The sequence below is a fragment of the Janthinobacterium darwini genome (assembly GCF_051380905.1).
In the GTDB taxonomy this organism is placed as follows: domain Bacteria; phylum Pseudomonadota; class Gammaproteobacteria; order Burkholderiales; family Burkholderiaceae_D; genus Janthinobacterium.
The window spans coordinates 465,397-485,610 of the sequence record NZ_JBNYXX010000003.1 but is presented as its reverse complement, the minus strand read 5'-3'; the positions used below and the strand labels follow the sequence as shown (position 1 = coordinate 485,610).

14 protein-coding genes and 1 tRNA gene are annotated in these 20,214 nt (G+C 63.0%); all 15 read right to left on the bottom strand.

Features of this window, described 5'->3' with window-relative positions:
• Nucleotides 1–121: 121 nt before the first annotated feature.
• Nucleotides 122–2,014 carry an ATP-binding cassette domain-containing protein gene (locus ACQ4WZ_RS20650; protein ID WP_101484347.1) on the bottom strand — a complete coding sequence of 631 codons (1,893 nt, stop codon included), beginning with the start codon at nucleotides 2,012–2,014 and terminating at the stop codon, nucleotides 122–124.
• Nucleotides 2,015–2,185: 171 nt separating this feature from the next.
• Nucleotides 2,186–2,260 (bottom strand) — tRNA-Arg (locus tag ACQ4WZ_RS20645).
• A 76-nt stretch (nucleotides 2,261–2,336) separates the two neighbouring features.
• A complete protein-coding gene (locus ACQ4WZ_RS20640) occupies nucleotides 2,337–3,404 on the bottom strand; it encodes an alginate O-acetyltransferase AlgX-related protein (RefSeq protein ID WP_133993710.1) in 1,068 nt (355 codons plus the stop codon).
• An 8-nt stretch (nucleotides 3,405–3,412) separates the two neighbouring features.
• Nucleotides 3,413–4,885 (bottom strand): MBOAT family O-acyltransferase, encoded by a 1,473-nt coding sequence (locus ACQ4WZ_RS20635; RefSeq protein ID WP_101484313.1) that lies wholly within the window; start codon nucleotides 4,883–4,885, stop codon nucleotides 3,413–3,415.
• Between the two features lie 231 nt (nucleotides 4,886–5,116).
• Entirely contained in the window at nucleotides 5,117–5,869 is a 753-nt protein-coding gene (locus ACQ4WZ_RS20630) for a PEP_CTERM-anchored TLD domain-containing protein (RefSeq protein WP_436574389.1), read from the bottom strand.
• A 123-nt stretch (nucleotides 5,870–5,992) separates the two neighbouring features.
• Nucleotides 5,993–6,385, bottom strand: coding sequence for a RidA family protein (locus ACQ4WZ_RS20625; RefSeq protein WP_101484909.1), 393 nt, complete (start codon nucleotides 6,383–6,385; stop codon nucleotides 5,993–5,995).
• A gap of 35 nt (nucleotides 6,386–6,420) precedes the next feature.
• Nucleotides 6,421–7,581: an acyl-CoA dehydrogenase family protein gene (locus ACQ4WZ_RS20620; protein WP_436574388.1), complete on the bottom strand. Its 1,161-nt coding sequence runs from the start codon at nucleotides 7,579–7,581 to the stop codon at nucleotides 6,421–6,423.
• A gap of 4 nt (nucleotides 7,582–7,585) precedes the next feature.
• A complete protein-coding gene (locus ACQ4WZ_RS20615) occupies nucleotides 7,586–8,440 on the bottom strand; it encodes an enoyl-CoA hydratase family protein (protein ID WP_133993716.1) in 855 nt (284 codons plus the stop codon).
• 2 nt (nucleotides 8,441–8,442) lie between these two features.
• Complete coding sequence (locus ACQ4WZ_RS20610; protein ID WP_133993718.1) at nucleotides 8,443–8,955, bottom strand: MarR family winged helix-turn-helix transcriptional regulator; 513 nt, start codon at nucleotides 8,953–8,955, stop codon at nucleotides 8,443–8,445.
• Between the two features lie 12 nt (nucleotides 8,956–8,967).
• Nucleotides 8,968–9,768 (bottom strand): SDR family NAD(P)-dependent oxidoreductase, encoded by an 801-nt coding sequence (locus ACQ4WZ_RS20605; RefSeq protein ID WP_436574387.1) that lies wholly within the window; start codon nucleotides 9,766–9,768, stop codon nucleotides 8,968–8,970.
• A 1-nt stretch (nucleotide 9,769) separates the two neighbouring features.
• Nucleotides 9,770–12,157, bottom strand: a complete 2,388-nt coding sequence (locus ACQ4WZ_RS20600) for a bifunctional salicylyl-CoA 5-hydroxylase/oxidoreductase (RefSeq protein WP_436574386.1) — start codon at nucleotides 12,155–12,157, stop codon at nucleotides 9,770–9,772.
• Entirely contained in the window at nucleotides 12,154–13,773 is a 1,620-nt protein-coding gene (locus tag ACQ4WZ_RS20595; protein ID WP_436574385.1) for an AMP-binding protein, read from the bottom strand. The genes ACQ4WZ_RS20600 and ACQ4WZ_RS20595 overlap by 4 nt, the downstream gene beginning before the upstream one ends.
• A 93-nt stretch (nucleotides 13,774–13,866) precedes the next feature.
• The gene (locus tag ACQ4WZ_RS20590) at nucleotides 13,867–14,577 is read right to left on the bottom strand and encodes a response regulator (RefSeq protein ID WP_101484305.1); all 711 of its coding nucleotides are present in this window, start codon (nucleotides 14,575–14,577) and stop codon (nucleotides 13,867–13,869) included.
• A gap of 85 nt (nucleotides 14,578–14,662) precedes the next feature.
• A complete protein-coding gene (locus ACQ4WZ_RS20585; protein WP_436574384.1) occupies nucleotides 14,663–18,895 on the bottom strand; it encodes a hybrid sensor histidine kinase/response regulator in 4,233 nt (1,410 codons plus the stop codon).
• 54 nt (nucleotides 18,896–18,949) lie between these two features.
• Complete coding sequence (locus tag ACQ4WZ_RS20580) at nucleotides 18,950–20,119, bottom strand: patatin-like phospholipase family protein (protein ID WP_101484304.1); 1,170 nt, start codon at nucleotides 20,117–20,119, stop codon at nucleotides 18,950–18,952.
• Nucleotides 20,120–20,214 lie beyond the last annotated feature (95 nt).

The window sequence follows — 20,214 nt, the reverse complement described above, 5'->3', positions numbered from 1 at the left end:
TGTTTTTCATGACAAACATGCATACCCCGATGTAATAAATATAATTATATAATTATATCAAGCCGTATCGTTGCCGTGGCAAATATCCTGGCTTAATTACAACAAGGTATACAAAAAAGCATCAACCGTTGGCGCGCGCCTCGATCTGCTCCCATTTTTCCAACGCTTCCAGCAATTCGCCTTCGATTTCGGCCACGCGGGCGTTCAGGCGCTTGCCTTCGGCCGGCGTCTTCTTGTAAAAGTCCGGATGCGACAGCTCGGCGGCCAGCACCGATTGCTCGTCTTCCAGCTTGGCAATCAGCTTGGGCAATTCTTCCAGCTCGCGCTGTTCCTTGTAGCTGAGCTTTTTCTGCTTGGCGGCCGGTGCGGCAGCCTCGACCTTCACGGCCGGCTTGCTGGCTGGCGCCGTGGCGATCGGCAAGGTGCGCACGCGCTCCCAGTCCGTGTAGCCGCCGACGAATTCACGCCACTTGCCCTCGCCTTCGGCGACGATCACCTGCGTGACCACGTTGTCGAGGAAAGTGCGGTCATGGCTGACCAGGAAGACGGTGCCCGTGTACTCTTCCAGCAACTCTTCCAGCAATTCCAGGGTATCGATATCCAGGTCATTGGTCGGTTCATCGAGCACCAGAACGTTGGCCGGCTTCGCGAACAGGCGCGCCAGCAGCAAACGGTTGCGCTCGCCACCGGATAGCGACTTGACGGGCGAACGGGCGCGTTCCGGCGCAAACAGGAAGTCGTTCAAATAGGTCATCACGTGACGGCGCTGGCCATTGATCTCGACCCAGTCGCTGCCCGGCGCGATAGTTTCCATCAAGTTCGCTTCTTCGTTCAACTGCGTACGCATCTGGTCGAAATACGCCACTTGCAGCTTGGTACCCAGGCGAATAGTGCCCGTGTCCGACTCTTCCTGGCCCAGGATCATCTTCAGCAACGTGGTCTTGCCGGCGCCGTTGGCGCCGATCAGGCCGACCTTGTCGCCACGCAAGATGGTGGCGCTGAAATCCTTGACAATGACCTTGTCGCCGTAGATCTTCGAGACGTTTTCCAGGTCCGCCACGATCTTGCCCGAGCGTTCGCCTGCCGACACGTCCAGTTTTACCTGGCCCTGCTGGTCGCGGCGCGCATTGCGCGTCAGGCGCAGCGCTTCCAGGCGGCGCACGCGGCCTTCGTCACGCACGCGTCGCGCCTTGACGCCCTTGCGTATCCACACTTCTTCCTGCGCCAGGAACTTGTCGAACTTGGCGTTTTCCACTTCTTCGATTTCCAGCTGCTCCGCCTTGCGCGTCTGGTAAGCCGTGAAGTTGCCCGGATACGACAGCAAACGGCCGCGGTCGAGCTCGATAATGCGCGTGGCAACGTTGTCGAGGAAGGAGCGGTCATGGGTAATGAACAGTACGCTGCCCTTGAAGTCGCGCAGCAAGCCTTCCAGCCACAGGATGGAACTGAAGTCCAGATGGTTGGTGGGCTCATCGAGCAGCAGCACATCGGGCGCCGACACCAGCGCGCGCGCCAGCGCCACGCGCTTTTGCATCCCGCCCGACAGGGTTTTCATCAGCATGTCGCCCGTCAGGTTCAAACGGTCGAGCACGGTTTCCACCTTGTTCGGCAAGCTCCATGCATCGGCCGCATCGAGTTTCACCTGGATGTCGTGCATGCGCTCCATCAATTCGTCGTCATTGCCTTGGCCAAACTGGCCCGTCAATGCGTCATATTCCTTCAGCCAGGCCTGCGATTCGCCCATGCCGGAGGCGACGGCGTCGAACACGGACATGTCCGGGTCGAATTGCGGCTCCTGCTCCACATAGGCGATCTTGATGCCTTGCTGCATCACCAACAAGCCGTCATCGAGCTTGAACTTGCCCGAAATAACCTTCAAGAGCGACGATTTACCCGTGCCGTTGCGACCGATCAAGCCGACCCGCTCCGTGGTTTCCAGTGAAAATTCCGCGTGATCGAGCAGCGCGACGTGACCGAACGCAAGTTGCGCCGATGAAAGAGAAATGACAGCCATAATGAGTAAGAGTGCTCGGGCGCCGTTCCCTGCACACCGCGTGGTGTACAAAACAGCCGCCGATTAGATGAATGAAGCACGCATTGTACCGATAACTCGGACTTCAATCGCCATCGACCAGTAACTTTCGCCCGCAGGGACTCGGGCCGCCGACGCGCGCTGCGTGGAATGTGGTGTCGCCAGCAGGAATCGAACCTGCATTTAAGTCTTAGGAGGACCTTGTACTATCCATTGTACGATGGCGACACGCGCAGCGGCATTATACAGGCTAGTGCCGGCCATTAACAGTCCGGCAAGCGGGCATGTGCGTGGGGCCAGCGCCTCAGTGCCCTGCCACCTGGCGCAATGGCGCTGGCACGCCGGGCGATGCCGAAGGCAGCAAGGGCAGGATTTGCTGTGCCGCCAGCTTGTGCGCCACCGGATTCCAGTGGCCGTCCACCGGCAGGAAATCCATGCGCTCGCGTTGTTGCTCCCAATGGCGCGCGAATACGGGCTGCATGTCCACCACCTGATAGCCGTGTCGCCTTGCACTCTGGATAAAAAATGCGCGATCGCCCGCCTTCCAGTTAGGCACAGCCTTTTGCGGCGCGTACAGCATGTTCCGGTCAGCATCGACCAGGAAGATAATGCGGGTATCGCCAGCGCCGCCCAGCGCGCGCAATTGCGTCATGTAGTACTCAAGCGCGGCGGCGCGGCGCGCATCAGGCGCGCCGGCGACCGTATCCTGCGCAGCAGCAGGAGGGCTGCGGTGCCACTGGCTCATCAACCAGTCAGGAAATTTCAAGTTGTAATAGATATAGCGGGCCAGAGCCGAATAGGCAAGCAGCCGCTTGGCATTGGGCTCGACATAGGGAACATGCACCAGCTTGATATTGCTCCCCTCGCTGACAAACATGCTATGGCCCCGCTGCGCTGGCGCCAGGATATCGAGCATGTCCATCGGCTCGACAAACATCACTACCGTGCGCGGATGCAGCTGCGCACGCGTATGACGCAACACTTCCAGGGCGTCGGCAAACCCGTTGCCCGAGGCGGAAGCCGCATACACGCCGCCGCCCAGGGCCTGGTTCAGCTGGCCTTGCAGGGTTTCCGGATACTCCAGCATCAAGCTTTCAATAAAGCTGTCGCCGATGACAAGAACGGCAGCATCATCCTTGAAATCAGGCGAGTTGGTAAAGCCTTGCCGATTCGTCTTCCCATGCCGTGCATTCGCCAGGGCCCAGCCGTGCGAATACACGTATTCCTGCTGCGGCAGATATCGGGAATACGGACGCTGCTCACTGCTCTGCTCGATGCGCAAGCCGGACACCACCGGCATGCATTGCAGGAACGCTTCCAGCGCCAGTGCCGTAACCAGCACACCCAGGCCTATCGCAAATATGGAGCGCATATTATTTATCAGAAATTAAAATACAAGAATTCAGAAACGCCACGCGTCTCGCTAATTGCCAGCAAGACCAGGCACAGCATCAACATGCCCCCGAGCAAGATGCTGCCCCGGCCACTTTCCAGTTGCTGCTCTGCCGACAGGCGCAAGCCTCGCCCCAGCAACTCATACACATTCGGCATGCAGAAGACGATGGCGGCACACACGCCTAGCCACCACAGGCAGGAACTCAGTTGCATGATGCGGTTCACACCCAGCATGCTTTCCTGCATGGCGGGCGTCAGCGTGCCACCACACATGGCCTGGAGCACGTCCAGCGCAACGTCGATCGAGCTCGCGCGAAAAAACACCCAGGCCAGCACCACAGCAAAAAACGTCGCCAATGCGCCCCCGGCGCGTACCGCCAGGTTGCTGCGCTCGCCCAACAGATGGCGCAGTGCATGGTTGACGATCAGATACAAGCCGTGCAAGCCCCCCCATACCACGAAGGTCCAGTTGGCGCCGTGCCACAGTCCGCCCAGCAGCATCGTGATCAGGAGGTTGCGGTATCGCAAGAACCCGCCCTTGCGGTTCCCACCCAGGGGGATATACAGATAATCGCGCAGGAAATTGGACAGCGTGATATGCCACCTGCGCCAGAAATCGATGATCGAGGTCGCCTTGTATGGCGAGAAAAAGTTAATGGGCAAGATAATGCCGAACATATAGGACAGGCCATAGGCCATGTCGCAATACGCCGAGAAGTCAAAATACAGCTGAAAGGTATATGCCAGCGCACCGGCCCAGGCCTCCAGCATGCTCAAATGGGCATGATGAAGATCGAAGACGGGAGCGACGTAGCGTGCGATCCCATCGGCCAGAATGACTTTCTTGAACAAGCCAATCGTGAAGAATGAAAGGCCAACGATCAGGCGCCCGCGGCTAAAAACATGGGATTCGGCCTGCACGAACTGCGGCATCATCTCCTTGTGATGCAGGATGGGACCGGCGATCAGGTGGGGAAAGTAGGTGACGAACAAACCATAGCTTTCCGGTTGATAGTCCTTGACTTTGCCGGCGTGGCAATCGACCAGGTAGGCGATTTGAGTGAAGGTGAAAAACGAGATACCAATAGGCAAGGTAATGCCCAGGGGCTGGAATGGCGCCCCCGTCAGGTTGGCAACAATGCTGATCAAAAAATCAAAATACTTGAAAAACACCAGCAACGACAAATTGAAGGCGAGTCCGGCCCACAGCCAGCGCTTGGCCTCGCGCTTGCGGCCCGCCTCCTGACGGGTCGAGACAACCCGGCCAATGCTGAAATTGCAGCAGACTGAGAGCAGCAGCAGCGGCAGATAGGCGATATCCCAGTAACTATAGAATGCCAGCGAGGCCAGCAACAGGAAGATAATGGATAAGCGCAGTGAATATTTTGACAGGAGAAAATATCCCAGCAACGCCAACGGCAAGAACACCAGAAAGAACGGAAATGAATTAAATAACACGGTGCGATTCCATAAAATTGCTTATACGTAACGCTTTAGCGGCCAGTAATGGCAAGTTTATGCTGTTGACGGCAATGTTTGTTTATTATTCTCAACTTGATGACGAGACGAACTCTTGCCCGCCCGGCCTGCCGGTATGCGCAGCACGGCCGCGACCACGCGCACCGTCGCAGTCAGCCATCCCTGCGTACCATTTTCGCCACACTGCGGATCCCGTAAAAGCGCGCCGCCTTACTTGACATGCAACGTCGCAAAGGGCGCCACGCCGAATTTCCTGCGCCGCACGGCGCCTGCACCGACAAGCAACAAGCCAGCCAGCAACAGCTGCAACATCGCCGGCTCGGGCACGGCACTGATGGAAAATATCTGGATGGCACCATAGCTCACATCGTAGCCCTTCCAGATGGAGCCATCGAGCAAACTGACGCCAGTCGATGGCTGTCCAAGATAATTGTAGGTGTAAAGCAAAGAGCTGCCGCCGTTCGTCAGATCCCGCGGAACATACAAATCATGCCCATAGCCGAAGGTAGGGCCATAATCGGCATTGTTGTACGTTTGATCTTTGCCGATGCCATCGCCATTGAAGTACTGCTTCAATTGCGGCAGCATGAAACCGCTCGTCAAGTTGAACAGGAAGGCCGTGCGGGCACTATCGTCCATCGTCACATGCATGCCATCGGTGGAGCTCCAGCTTTGCGGATTATATCCACCCACCAGCCAGGTCTGCCCAGAGCTGTTGCTTGCCTCCATGACAGAAAAAGTGCGCCCCTTGCCATCGGAAGCCTTGTGAAAATCCAGCGAAGTATCACCGGCCGCCTTGGTATAAATATTATTCAAAGACAACTGCCCTTCACCGAGCCAGTTTTCCAGTTGCGTTTGGTAGGCGGGAGTGAGTAGTGACGTACCGGAATCGGCCTGGGCACCCAGACACACACAGCACATCGCCAACACCGCACATCTTGCTGCTCTGAAATTGTTCCGCATCTTGCACCTCAATTATCAATATGGTAAAACAACGCATCATTTACGATTACCAATATAACACGATAGATGGTATTTTTATATTTATAATTTAGATATCAAAGAGCAATATTTCGTGAAGGAAATTTAGTCAGGCAGCACGGCCGTCACTTCGATTTCCACTCTGGCACGATCCTCGATCAGGCCGGCCACTTGCACGGCCGTCATGGACGGGTAGTGCTTGCCTATAATTTCCCGATAAGCCACGCCGATTTGCGGATACGCCGCCACATACTCCTTCTTGTCGAGCACATACCAGTTCATGCGCACGATGTGCTCGGGCAAGGCGCCCGCCTCGGCCAGCACGGCGACGATATTCTGCAGTGCCTGGCGCACCTGCCCCGCGAAATCGTCCGTGTGAAACTGGCCCTGTGCATCCCAGCCTATCATGCCGCTGACGTACACCGTGCGTCCGCTGGCGGCCACGCCGTTCGCATAGCCGCGCGGCCTGGCCCATCCCGGTGGTTGTAAAACTTGCATATTGCTTCCCTCATTGTTCATGCCGTTCATGCCGTTCATGCGTTGGCCGCCTCGCGCAGCAATTCGCGCGCGATGATCAATTGCTGCACCTCGCTGGCGCCTTCATAGATGCGCAAGGCGCGAATTTCGCGGTACAGGCGCTCGACCGGATGCCCGCTGACTACGCCCATGCCGCCAAACATCTGCACGGCTGCGTCGATCACCTGCTGCGCTGTTTCCGTGGCCGTCAGCTTGGCCATGGCCGCTTCCTTTGTTACCTTGCGCCCCTGGTCGCGTTGCCAGGCGGCGCGGTAGGTGAGCAGCGCGGCCGCGTCGATGCCGGTGGCCATCTGCGCCAGCTTGGCCTGCGTCAGCTGGAAGTCCGCCAGGGTCTGGCCGAACATCTGGCGCTTTGTCGCGTGGCGTAGCGCTTCATCGAAGGCGCGCCGCGCAAAACCCAGGGCGGCGGCAGCCACCGACGTGCGGAACACGTCCAGTGTCGCCATCGCCACCTTGAAGCCCTGCCCCGCTTCGCCCAGGCGCTGCGACACGGGCACGCGGCAATTGGCAAAACGCAGGCGCGCCAGCGGATGCGGCGCGATCACGGCGATGCGTTCGGCGATCTCCAGTCCGGGATTGTCGGCGTCGACGATGAAGGCGCTGATGCCGCGCGCGCCCGGCGCTTCGCCCGTGCGCGCAAACACCACGTAAAAGTCGGCGATGCCGCCGTTCGAGATCCACGTCTTTTCGCCGTCGAGCACATACTCGTCGCCGTCGCGGCGCGCCGCGCACGCCATCGCCGCCACGTCGGAGCCGGCCTGCGGCTCGGACAGGGCAAAGGCGGCGATGCGCTTGCCGCCGGCCACATCGGGCAGATAGCGCGCCTTGTTCTCCGTGCTGCCGAACAGGCCGATGGCGCCCGCCCCCAGGCCCTGCATGGCAAAGGCGAAATCGGCCAGGCCGTCGTGGCGTGCCAGGGTTTCGCGCATCAGGCAAATGGCGCGCGTGTCGATCTTGCCGTCGATGCCTGTGGCATGCGCCAGCCAGCCACCCTGCCCCAGCTGCGCCACCAGCGCGCGGCAGGCCGCATCGACGTCGGCGCCATGGGCATCGCTCAGGTGCTGCGCTGCCCAGGCATCGAGATCGCGTTCAAGTTCGGCATGGCGCGCCTCGAAAAACGGCCAGTCCAGGTAAGTCGTGTCGCGTGTATTTTTCATCGTCTTAATCGCCCTCGAATTGCGGTTTTTCCTTCGCCACGAAGGCGTGATAGGCGCGGTGGAAATCGTTGGTCGCCATGCAGATAGCCTGCGCCTGCGCTTCCGCCTCGATGGCTTCGTCGACGCCCATGTTCCACTCCTGCTGCAGCATTTTTTTTGTCATGCCGTGCGCGAAGGTGGGGCCGCTGGCCAGGCCGGCGGCGAACAGCTGCGCCGCCTGCGCCAATTCTTCCGGCTCGACCAGGCGATTGAGCCAGCCCCAGCGCTCGGCCTCCGCCCCCGGCAAGGAGCGCCCCGTGTACAGCAACTCGGCGGCGCGGCCCTGGCCGATCACGCGCGGCAGCAAGGCGCAGGCGCCCATGTCGCAACCGGCCAGCCCCACGCGGGTAAACAGGAAGGCCGTCTTGCTGCGCGCCGTGCCGATGCGGATATCGGAGGCCAGCGCCAGCATGGCGCCGGCGCCAGCGCAAATGCCGTCGATGGCGGCGATGACGGGCTGCGGGCAGGCGCGCATGGCCTTCACCACATCGCCCGTCATGCGCGTAAACGCCAGCAGGCCGGGCATATCGAGTTTCGTCAGGGGGCCGATGATGTCGTGCACGTCGCCTCCCGAGCAAAAATTATCACCGCTGCCGGTGATGACCACAGCCTTGACATCGTCCGCATGCGCCAGAGCGCGGAACAGCTCACGCAACTCCGCATACGAATCGAAGGTCAGCGGATTCTTGCGCTCGGGACGGTGCAAGGTCAAGGTGGCGACGCCGGCGTCGACGGAAAACAGAAAATGCCGCGCGACGTAATGGCCTAAGCTGGCACGATTGCCTGGCAGGTCTTGCGGCTGGCCGGGTAGATGGCGCATGGTCAGTCCTTTAGGGAGATGTCATTAAGCTGCTGCTTCATCTGCGACAGCAGGTCTATCAATTGGGTTTTGTCGTCCGGCGTCACGCCCTGCAGCAGTTCGGCGATCCAGCCTTCGTGCACGCGCGCCATTTCGTCAAAGGCGCGCCGGCCCGCTGGCGTCAGCTTGACGCTGTACGAGCGGCGGTCCTTCGGATCGACCACGCGCAGCACCAGTTTTTCCTGCTCCAGCTGGTCGGTGATGCCCGTGATATTGCCGCCCGTGACCATCATGCGCTTGGACAGTTCGCCCATGCGCAAACCATCGGGAAAGCGCTCGAGCTGGGCCATCAAATCAAAGCGGGGCAAAGTGATGCCGAAACTGGCGCGCAATCGCGTGCGCACCTCGTTTTCGATTTTCACGGTACACGACAGCATGCGCAGCCACAGCTTGAGCGACTGGTGGTGGTCCTGCGTCAGGCGGCTGGCCAGGTCCAGCACCGGTTCGGCCTGCGGGAGGTCGCGTTCATTGTCCATTTTATCCATTGTCTACATGACTTCACCGCCGGCGACGGCGATCGATTGTCCATTCATGGCGGCTGACGCGGGCAGGCATAGCCAGGCCACTGCATCGGCCACTTCGCGCGCCTGTACCAGCCGCTGCTGCGGATTGGCCGCGGCCAGTTCCGCGCGCGCCGCGTCTTCGCCGCGCCCCGTCTTGCGCACGATATTCTGCACGGCCTGCGCCACCATCTCCGTTTCCGTGTAGCCGGGGCAGACGGCGTTGACGGTGACGCCGCGTGGCGCCACTTCCAGCGCCAGCGCGCGCGTCAGGCCGATCACGCCGTGCTTGGCGGCGACATAGGCGCTGACATAGCGATAGCCCTTCAGGCCCGCCGTCGACGCCACATTGACGATGCGCCCCCAGCCAGATTCCAGCATGGCCGGCATGGCGGCCTGGCAGCAGTGGAATACCCCCGTCAGGTTCACGGCCAGCATCTGCTGCCAGATGGCGGCATCGGTCTTGCCAAACGGCGCGGCGTGCGCCTGGCCCGCATTATTAATCAATATATCGATGCGGCCGAAATGCGCGGCGGCCTGCGAGAAACCCGCTTGCACGGACGCTTCCACGCTCACGTCGAGCACGCAGATGGCCACCCTGCCCGCGTGACCCGCCTCTTCCAGCTGCATGCGCGCACGCGCCAGGCGCGCGCCGTCTCGCCCGGCCAGGGTGACCCTGGCGCCCGCGTCCAGCAAGGCGCCCGCGCAGGCCAGGCCGATGCCGCTGCCGGCGCCCGTCACCAGCGCGTGCTTGTCGGCCAATGCGCCACCCTGTTGCTCCTTGTTCATGTCATCCTTCCAGCAGCCGCGCGGCCACCTGTTGCGGGGTCAGGCCCGTGTTGGCGGCGGCCAGCTGGCGCTCGCGCTGCAGATTACGCTCCAGCTGCAGCTGCGCCGGCCGGTACTGTTTCGGCCACGCTGCACCGTCGCCGCTGTAGCCGATGCGCGCCGTCTCCGTCAGGGTCCAGGCCGGGTTGGCCAGGTGCGGCCGGCCCACGGCGCACAGGTCGGCGCGCCCGGCGGCGATGATGCTGTTGGCATGGTCAGCTTCGAAGATGGAGCCAACGGCCATGCTGGCGATGCCCGCCTCGTTGCGCACGCGGTCGGCGAACGGCGCCTGGAACATGCGCCCGTACACGGGCTGTTCGAGCTTGCTGACCTGGCCTGAAGAGCAGTCGATCAGGTCGGCGCCGGCCTGCTTGAACAGGCGCGCGATGAGCACAGCATCGTCGGGCGTGATGCCACCTTCGACCCAGTCGTGGGCCGAGATGCGCACGCTCATCGGCTTGTCCTGCGGCCAGGCGGCGCGCATGGCGCGGAATACCCGCAGCGGATAACGGCAGCGGTTTTCCAGGCTGCCGCCATACTCGTCCGTGCGACGGTTCGTCAGCGGCGAGATAAAACTCGACAGCAAGTATCCATGCGCGCAATGCAGTTCCAGCCAGTCGAAACCGGCGACGGCGGCCGCCAGCGTAGCGCGCACGAAGTCCTGCTCGATGCGCGCCAGGTCGCTTTCCGTGGCCGCGCGCGCCGTTTGTGACACGCCGGCCAGGTATTGCTGTTCGGATGCCGCCAGCAGCGGCCAGTTATCTTCCCTCAAGGGCAGGTCGATACCGTCCCACATGGGCCGCGTCGAGCCTTTCGGCCCCGCGTGGCCCAGCTGCAAGGCGATCTTCGCATCGCTGCCGGTATGCACGAAATCGACGATGCGCCGCCAGGCCTGCGTATGCGCTTCGCTGTACATGCCGGGACAGGCGAGCGTGATGCGCGCGTCGGACGACACGCAGGTCATTTCGGCAAAAACCAGTCCCGCGCCGCCCATGGCGCGCGCGCCCAGGTGCATCAGATGGTAGTCGCCCGCCACGCCGTCGACGGCGCTGTACTGCGCCATCGGCGAGACGACGATGCGGTTTTTCAGCAGCACGCCGCGCAGCCTGAACGGCGTGAGCATGGGCGGCATGGCTACGTCCGGCAGCGCCACGCCGGCTTGTTCGCCCGCGCGCCGCGCCAGCCAGCGTTCATAATCGGCCACGTAATGTGGATCGCGCAGGCGCAGGTTTTCATGCGAAATGCGCTGGCTGCGCGTGAGCATGGAATAGGCGAACTGCGGCGCTTCCATGGCGCTGTAGCGCTCGACGTTCTCAAACCATTCCATGGAATTGCGCGCCGCGCTCTGGATTTTCAGCACCTCGATGGCGCGCAGCTGCTGGTAGGCAGCCAGCGCGGCATCAGTACCAGCAGCACTATCCGCATGCTGACCAAAGCAGCGCGCCAGCTCGATGGCGTCTTCCAGCGCCAGCTTGGTGCCGGAGCCAATCGAGTAATGCGCCGTGTGGGCCGCGTCGCCCATCAGCACGACGGGTACGCCATCCTGGTGATGCACCCATTGCCGGCAGACGATGCGGGGAAAGGTGATCCACTGCGCCGAGCCGCGCAAGTGCGGCGAATTGCTCAGTAAACCTTGGCCATCGAGTTCCTGGGCGAACAGCGCCTCACAAAAGGCGATGCCCTCTTCCTGGCTCATGCTGTCCAACCCCGCCGCACGCCACACGTGTTCGGGCGTTTCGACAATGAAGGTCGACGTATCGCCGTCATATTGGTAGATATGCGCCTGGAACCAGCCATATGGCGTCTGGCGGAAGGAAAACGTGAAGGCCTCGAATTTTTTCCGCGTGCCCAGCCAGACGAAGCGGCAATGGCGCTGGTCGATCTCGGGCTGGTAGCTGGCCGCATAGCGCGTGCGGATACGGCTGTTCAAGCCGTCGCTGGCGATCACCAGGTCGGCGCCGTACTGGCGCGCGATGGCCTGGTCATCCTGCGCTTCCGTCTCGAACACCAGCTGCACGCCGAGTTCCTCGCAGCGCGCCTGCAGGATATTGAGCAGGCGCTTGCGGCCGATGCCGCAAAAGCCATGCCCCCCCGAACGCACGGTCTCGCCCTTGAAGTGGATCTCGATATCGTCCCAGTGGTTAAACGCCTGCAGGATGGCGCGCGCCGTCGGCTCGTCCGCGCTGGCCAGATTGCCCAGGGTCTGGTCGGAAAACACCACGCCCCAGCCAAACGTGTCGTAAGGGCGGTTGCGCTCGATGACCGTGATGCAGTGCTCCGGGTTCTGCTTTTTCATGAGCAGGCTGAAATACAGGCCGGCGGGGCCGCCGCCGATGCAGACGATATTCATGGAGTGTCCGTGCGAAGTTTGAAGCGCTGCAGCTTGCCCGTTTCCGTGCGCGGCAGGGAAGGCAGGAAGCGGATGGCGCGCGGATATTTATAAGGAGCGATCTGCTGGCGCACGAAGTCCTGCAGTTCCGCTGCCAGCGCGTCGCTGGGTTGGAAGCCGTCCTTCAGCACCACATGCGCCTCGACGATCTGGCCACGCTCGGCATCGGCGCGCCCGACCACGCCGCATTCGGCCACGGCCGGATGACGCAGCAGCGCTTCCTCCACTTCCGGGCCGGCGATGTTGTATCCGGCCGAGACGATCATGTCGTCGCTACGCGAGCGGTAATAGAAGTAACCGTCGCCATCCATCTCGAAAGTGTCGCCCGTCAGGTTCCAGCCGTTCTGCACATACTCGCGCTGGCGCGGGTCGGACAGGTAGCGGCAACCGGTGGGGCCTTTCACGGCCAGGCGGCCCGTCACGCCGGGCGGCTGCGGCACGCCGGCGTCATCGACGATGCACGCCTGGTAGCCGGGGATGGCCTTGCCGATGGCGCCGCGGCGTATGTCCTCGCCCGTGGCGGAAATGAAGATGTGCAGCATCTCGGTGGCGCCGATGCCGTCCGTCATGGCCAGCCCCGTGGCCGCTTGCCAGGCGTCGCGCGTGGCCAGCGGCAGCGCCTCGCCGGCCGACACGGACAGGCGCAGGCTGCGCACGTCGTGCTGCGCGGCCAGGGGCGCCATCTGGCGGTAAAAGGTGGGCGCCGTGAAGCAGATCGTGGCCTGGTATGCGCCGATAGCACGCAGCAGGCCCTCGGGCGTGAGTTTTTCCAGCAGCACGGTGGCCGCGCCAAAGCGCAGGGGAAACAGCAGCAAGCCGCCCAGGCCAAAGGTGAAGGCCAGCGGCGGCGTGCCGATGAAGATATCGTCGGCGCACACCTGCAGCATGGAGCGGGGAAAGCAGTCGCAGATGGCCAGCAGGTCGCGGTGCATGTGCATGGTGCCTTTGGGCACACCCGTCGTGCCCGAGGTAAAGCTGATCAGGCAGACGTCGTCGGCCGCGGTGTCGAATGCGGCAAAGGGTACATCGTGGGCGGCCATGCGCTGTTCCAGTTCGGCGTTATCCGCGCCAAAGCACAGCATGGCCGGCAAGCCGGGCAAGCCATCGAGTTCCCCGCGCAAGCCCTGCGCGCACAGCACGGCGTTCACTTCCGCCTTGGCGATGATGGTGGACAGTTCACGCGCGCGCAGCAGCGGCATGGTGGGCACGGCGATGCATCCGGCCTTCAGCACGGCCAGCAGGCAGGCAGCCATCATGGGTGTATTTGCGCCGCGCAGCAGCACGCGGTTGCCGGGGATCAGGCGCAGGTCCGTCCGCAGCACGTGGGCAATGCGGTCGACCTGGCGCGCCAGCTGTGCGTAAGTCCAGCGCTGGCCGTCGGCAAGGATGGCGGTGCGCTCGCCGCCACCGCTGGCAACGGCCGCATCGAGCAGCGCGGCGACGCAATTGAGACGCGCCGGATACTGCAGCTCTGGCAAGGCCAGGCACAGTTGCGGCCAGAGTGCGCGCGGCGGCAGGTGCGTGCGCGCAAAGTCGTCCTGGGGAGATGCGGTGCTAGGCGAAGGGTCGCTGCTCATGCTCATCCTGGCTGGTGACGGGCGCGTGCACAAGGCCCGGAAGCAGATACTTTAAACCTAAAGTATTTTCCCGGCAAGCAGAAAACAGCAGATTCAGTCAGGGTCGTCCTGTTTCCGCAGCCGGCGCGCCTGCTGCGCCACGCTGCGCGCCAGCGCGGCCAGGGCCGCCTGTATCTGGCCGCTATCGAGCACCGCTGCCTGCAGCAGGGCCATCATGCCGGCCTCCGCGCCATGTAGACCGAGGGTGCGGCAACCGAGGTGCAGCCGTTCGAGCTGCTGGCGCGCCTGGGCCGGTTCGCCGCGCGCCAGCAAGGCGTCGACCTGTTCGCTGGCGGCGTCGATCTGTCCCTGAAAGCCCGTCAGATACGCCAGCAGGCGTTCGCTGTCGATACCCAGCCGCTGCAAGGTGTCGCGCGGCGCCTCGGCCGGCAATGCGGAGACGTCGAAGCAGGCGTCGATATGCTGGCGCACCTGCTCCGGCTGGAAGGGCTTGACGATGTAGCCGGCAGCACCGGCCTGCACTGCGTCACGCACCGTGTCCTGGTCATTGGCCGACGACACGAGCACCAGGGGCATGGCATCGAGCGCGCTGTCGGAGCGGATTTTCTGCAGCAGCTCCATGCCGGACAGGCGCGGCATGCGCAAATCGCAGAAGCAGAGCGACGGACGCAAGCCGCCTTCGAGCTGCTCCCACGCTGCCGCGCCATCCTCGGCTTCCACGATATCGTGCACGCCGCAGCTGTCGATCAGGTGCATCAATACCATGCGCGACACGACATCATCGTCAACCACCAGTACTTTCATTGCTTTCTCCATTGCCGGCAGCGTCAGGGGCCTGGCCGTCTACTTCCTAGTTTCGCCGCGCGCTCGATGGCCGGCATTGCCTATTTTACATCCCCTTGCCCGAAACGGCTATTTGCGCCAACAGTGCGCGCAATTGCGGCAAATGCAAGGCCACCTGCGTCCAGCGGCCGCCGTCCGCCGCCTCTTCCATTTCCGTGCACAGCATGTGCAGCTGCGTTTCATCGAGATAGGCGGCGCTGCCCTTCAAACCATGCAACAGGCGCCCGGCGTTGTCCTTGTCCTGCGCTGCCAGGGCGGCGTCAAGTTCACGCAGGCGTCCCTCCAGGTCGGCAACGAAGGCAACGCGGATGCGCCGTTGCAGTTCGCCGCTGCGGATGGATGGGGAAGGCGCCGCGACAGGAACTGCCGGCGCGATGCCGAACAGGGCATCGAGTTCGGCCTGCCCCCGCGCGACGCCGCGCGGCGCGTTCGACGGCATGCGCGGCAACATGAAACCGCGCTGCAGCTGGCGCTCGATGGCGCGCGCCAGCAAGCCATGCAGCGCCGCCTCGTCCACGGGTTTGCTGAGGAAATCATCCATGCCGACGCCAAGATAGCGACTGCGGTCCTCTTCGCTGGCATTCGCCGTCAGGGCCACGATCATCAGTTCCTGGTCGCGCACGGGCTGGTCCGGCCAGCCGCCCACACGGATCAAACGCGTCGCCGTGGCGCCGTCCATCTCCGGCATGCGCCCGTCCATCAGGATCAGGTCATAGCGCGTATGCACGCACGCCGCCACCGCCAGCACGCCGTTGGCGACCACGTCGACCCTGTGCCCCAGCTCTTCGAGCATGACGCGGATGATGATCTGATTGGTGGGGAAGTCTTCCGCGCACAGCACGCGCAACTGGTGACTGTGCGGCGCCAACGCCACCTGCGGCACCAGCGGCGGCGCCACGCCATCGGCCAGCGGCAGGGTGAAGGCAAAGGTACTGCCCTGCCCCGGCGTGCTGGCCACCTCGATCTCGCCCTCCATCAGTTCGACCAGCTGGCGGCAGATCGCCAGGCCCAGCCCTGTGCCGCCGTAGCGCCGCGTGGTGCTGGCGTCGGCCTGCTCGAACTTCTGGAACAGGCGCGCCATCGCGTCCGCATCGATGCCGATGCCACTGTCGCTGACGGTAAAACGGATCAGATTGACACGGCGTCCGCCCCTGCCGCTTGCCACGCCGGCTCGTTCGACGCACACGCTGACGCCGCCGCGCTGGGTGAACTTGAAGGCATTGCCGACCAGGTTGACCAGCACCTGGCGCAAGCGGGTCGGGTCCCCCACCACAAAGGGCGGCAGGTCGGGCGCAAAATCGATGGCAAAACCGATGCTGCGCGCGGCCGCCTGCTCCTCGAACAGACTGACGACCGTCTCGATCGCTGCACCGAGCGCGAAGTCGATATTTTCGATACTCAGCTTGCCCGCCTCGATCTTGGAAAAATCGAGCAAGTCATTGATGATCACCAGCAGCGACTGGGCGTTGGCCTGGCCGCGCAGGATCTGCTCCCGCGTGGCGTCGTGCAGCTGCTCGTCGCGCAGGGCAAAGCCCAGCATGCCGATCACGCCGGCCAGCGGCGTGCGCATCTCGTGGCTCATATTGGCCAAAAATTCGGACTTCTGGCGCGTCGCATCCTCGGCCTTGCGCTTGGCCTGGCGCAGGCTTTCCTCGTTTTTCGTCAGGCTGCTGTTGACTTGCGCCAGCTTTTCCGACTGGGCCAGCACTTCGATTTCCTTGCTCTGTAACTCGGAAGTGCGTTCGCCGACCAGTTTTTCCAGCTCGTTCTGCTGGCGCCGCAGGGCGCGCACGCGCTGCCGGTAGGCGCCATACACGGCGCCCAGCAGCAGCGCCGCCAACAGGGTACGGAACCACCAGGTTTTCCAGAACGGCGGCAGGATAGTGATGGCCAGCGTGGCGCCGCTCTCGTTCCACACGCCATCCTTGTTGGCCGCCTTGACGCGAAACACGTAATTGCCCGCATCGAGGTTGGTGTAGGTGGCAAAGCGCCGCCCCGCATCCGTCATGACCCAGTCTTGGTCGAATCCTTCGAGCCGGTAGGCGAACATATTGCGCTGGGGCGCAGCGAAATGCAGGGCCGCAAATTCCAGCGAAAAGACGCTTTCGCGGTTGGTCAGCACCAGCTGGCGCGTAAGGTCGATCGCCGTCTTGAGTACGTGCGCGAACTCGCCGCGGCCGATGGCCACTGGCTTGTTAAAAATCTGCAGCTCCGTGATGGCCACCAACGGTGGCACGCGGTTGTCGTGGATATCCTGCGGTACGAATGCCGTCATGCCGTTAAAACCGCCGAAATACATGGTCCCGTCCGACGCGCGCAGGGCCGCGCCATCGAAATACGAGCCTTCCACAGTGCCGTCGGCGCTGTCGTAATTGCGGAACAGGCCACTGCGCATGTCGAGCCGCGTGATGCCGCTATTCGTGCTCAGCCACAGCTGCTCGTTATCGTCGCCCAGGATGCTGGCGACGGCATCGTCTGCCATGCCATCCTTGCGCAAGAAGCGGCGAAAGCGGATTTCGCCTTTCGCGTTGACATCCATGCGGTTCAGGCCATTGGCCGTGCCCACCCACAGCACGCCGCGCTTGTCCTCATGCAGGTAGTGCACCTCGTCGTGGCTGAGGCTATGCGGGTTTTGCGGATCGTGACGGAAATGGCGAAAGTGGCCGCTGGCGCGGTCGAGCAAGTCCAGGCCGTGGAAAGAGCCTATCCACAGCCGTCCCTTGCCGTCTTCCAGCACGGGCCGCACCATGTTGTCGGACAGGCTGTTCGGATCGGCCGGATCGTGGCGGTAAGTGGTAAAAGCCCGGCTGACGGGGTCGAAGCGGTGCACGCCGCCCCGCGTCGAAACCCACAGCATGCCGCTGCGGTCGCTCATGACATTGCGGATGGTGTCGCTGTTCGGATCACCTGCGGCAAAGCGCATGGTAAAAAAACGCCCCAGTGCGGGATCGAAGCGGTGCAAGCCCGTCGAGCCGCCCACCCACAGGGTGCCGCCCGGCGCCTTGTACAGGGTGGTGACCTGCTCGTCGCGCGACATGCCGGGGGAACTGCGCAGGTCGAACAGCCGCGAGCTGCCGTCGCGCGTGTCGTACAGTTTCAAGCCGCCCTTGGTGGCCAGCCACAGCTTGCCATTGCCCGCGTCGGCCACGGCGCGCACTTTCTTGTCCGCCAGCGCGCCCACATCGCCGGGCGCCCGCGCCATGCGCGAAAAGCCGCCGCTGCCCAGGTCGACCCGGCTCACGCCGTTGTACCAGGAGCCGACCCAGAAGGTGCCGGCTCGGTCGCGGTACAGCGATGACAGCTGGTTGTCGGCGACGCTAAACTTGTCGCCCGTCTGGTGGCGGTACTGCAGGAAGGTATCGCTCCCGGGCAGCCAGCGGAACAGGCCATCGGCATTGCTGCCCAGCCAGACGGTGGCGTCAATATCCTGGTACAGGCTGGCCACGCGGATGGCGGAAAAGCCCTGTTTTTCATTCAGGCGCAGACGTGACTGCGGCGCCTGGCCGGCGCCTCCCAGGCGCCAGCGCTCGGCGCCGGCCATGGTGCCGATCCACAGGTTCTGCTGGCGGTCGACCAGCAGCGACTGGATCACGTTGTACTTCGAGCCGGGCGCCGTGTCGACGGCGAAATGCTCGAAGCGCTCGCTGCCCGGCGCCAGCATGTCCAGGCCTGTTACCGTGCCTATCCACAGGCGCTGCTGCGCGTCCAGCGCCAGCGCCTTGATTTCATTGTCGCCCAGGCTGTGCGGATTGCCTTCTTCATGGTGCCAGGTACGGAAGACGCCCGTGGCGGGATCGAAATGCTGCAAGCCGTCCGAGGTGGCGATCCAGAAGCCGCGCGCGCCATCGTCGAGAATGGCGTGAATATGCCGGTTGCCGTTGCCGCGCTTGCTCTTTTCGGCCGGGACGTAATGGATGAAGGTCTGGCTGGCGGCGTCGAAACGGTCCAGGCCATTGTCGGTGCCGACCCACAGCTGGCCCTGGCTATCGACATGCAGTTCGCCGACCCAGTTGTCGGCAAGGCTGGTCTTGTCGCCTTCGATATTCTTGTAGACGACCATGCGGTAGCCATCGTAGCGGCTCAGGCCGGACTGGCTGCCAAACCACATATAGCCCTGCCGGTCCTGGGCGATAGCCAGCACCGATTCCTGCGCCAGGCCCTGTTCAACGCTGAGCTGGTCGAAACGCAGGGTGGGCGCAGGCGCCGCCACGGTCGGGCCGCCCGGCAGCAGCAAAGACAACAGCAATACCACTTCGCAAGCACGTCGAAATACCAGCACAATCGTCCTGTCAAAAAAAACGCGAAAAACCCGCACGCCGCTCCAAGGGCCGTCTCAAGAACCAAAGAACGCCAGGACATCATCCTTGCGGGCTTGCGTATCGCGCTGTCCAAGACGGATCAACTCGTTAGTATACGTCGATTCGAACAATAAATACGATGCCAATGCCGCGCCGCGCGCTTCTGCAGCGCCGATGCCCGACAACATGGTGCGGATGGGACGCGGCAAACTGCCGATATGCCGGCTGGCGATGGCGTCGAGCCGCTCGGACGGCGCGATGACCAGCAATTCCACCGGGCGCAAGGCCGTCTTGCCCAGCAACTCGGGCGGCAGCATCGACAGGGTCAGGTTGATGCGGTTCAGGCGTTCGATGTCGACGGCCAGGCCATCGAGGAAGATCGACGACAGCGCATGGCCGGCGATCTGCGCCAGGCTGGGGTAGCGCGCCGCTTCGGACGCGGCGGGTGCCGGTTCCGTCATGCGCCCCGCCCCCACTACCAGTACCTTGTTCGCGCCAAGGTGGATGGCCGGGGAAATCGGCGCCAGCTGGCGCATCGATCCATCGCCGCAGTACTCGCGCTGGCCGCCCACGTACAGGGGCACGGCGGGGAAAATAAAAGGGATGGCGGCCGAGGCGAGCAAGTGTTCCACGCCGATCTGGTCTTGCAAGGCCAGGCGCTGCGTGCGCACCCAGGGCGCGATCTCGGCGGCCGTCTGGTAAAACGTCATGTGGCGGCTACCCGAATACGACGACGCCGTCACGGCCAGCGCATGCAGCAAGCCATCGGCCAGCGCCGCGTCCAGGCGCGGCAAGTCGAGCATGCGGTGCAGCAGGCTGACCAGCGGGGTATTGTCGAGCAGGGAATTGGGCGGCGACGCATGCCACTGGCGCAGCAGCCAGCCAAACGACAGCAGCGACAGCCAGCGCGCGCCGGAGCGGATCACGCCCAGCGAATCGGCGCGGTAGACCTGCTCGACCTGGATATGCTGCCACACGTCGAGCAGCTTTTGCACGCCTTCGCCGAAATTGTCGGCCCGGCAAGCCAGCGCCGTGGCGTTGATGGCGCCGGCCGAGGTGCCGCAAATGATGTCGAACGGATTGCGCGCCGGCGCCCAGCCCGCTTCCCACAATATTGCCGAAATTGCCTGCAGCACGCCCACCTGGTAGGCGGCACGGGCGCCCCCTCCCGTGAGTATCAAGCCTGTTTTATTTTGCATTCCCATGGCGGCAGATTAGCAGGGTCTTGATACTTTGTGGAAAAGTTTCGGGGTCAGCCCCGCTGGGGGAATACGGCCCCGCATTCCGCTTCCGCAGGAAC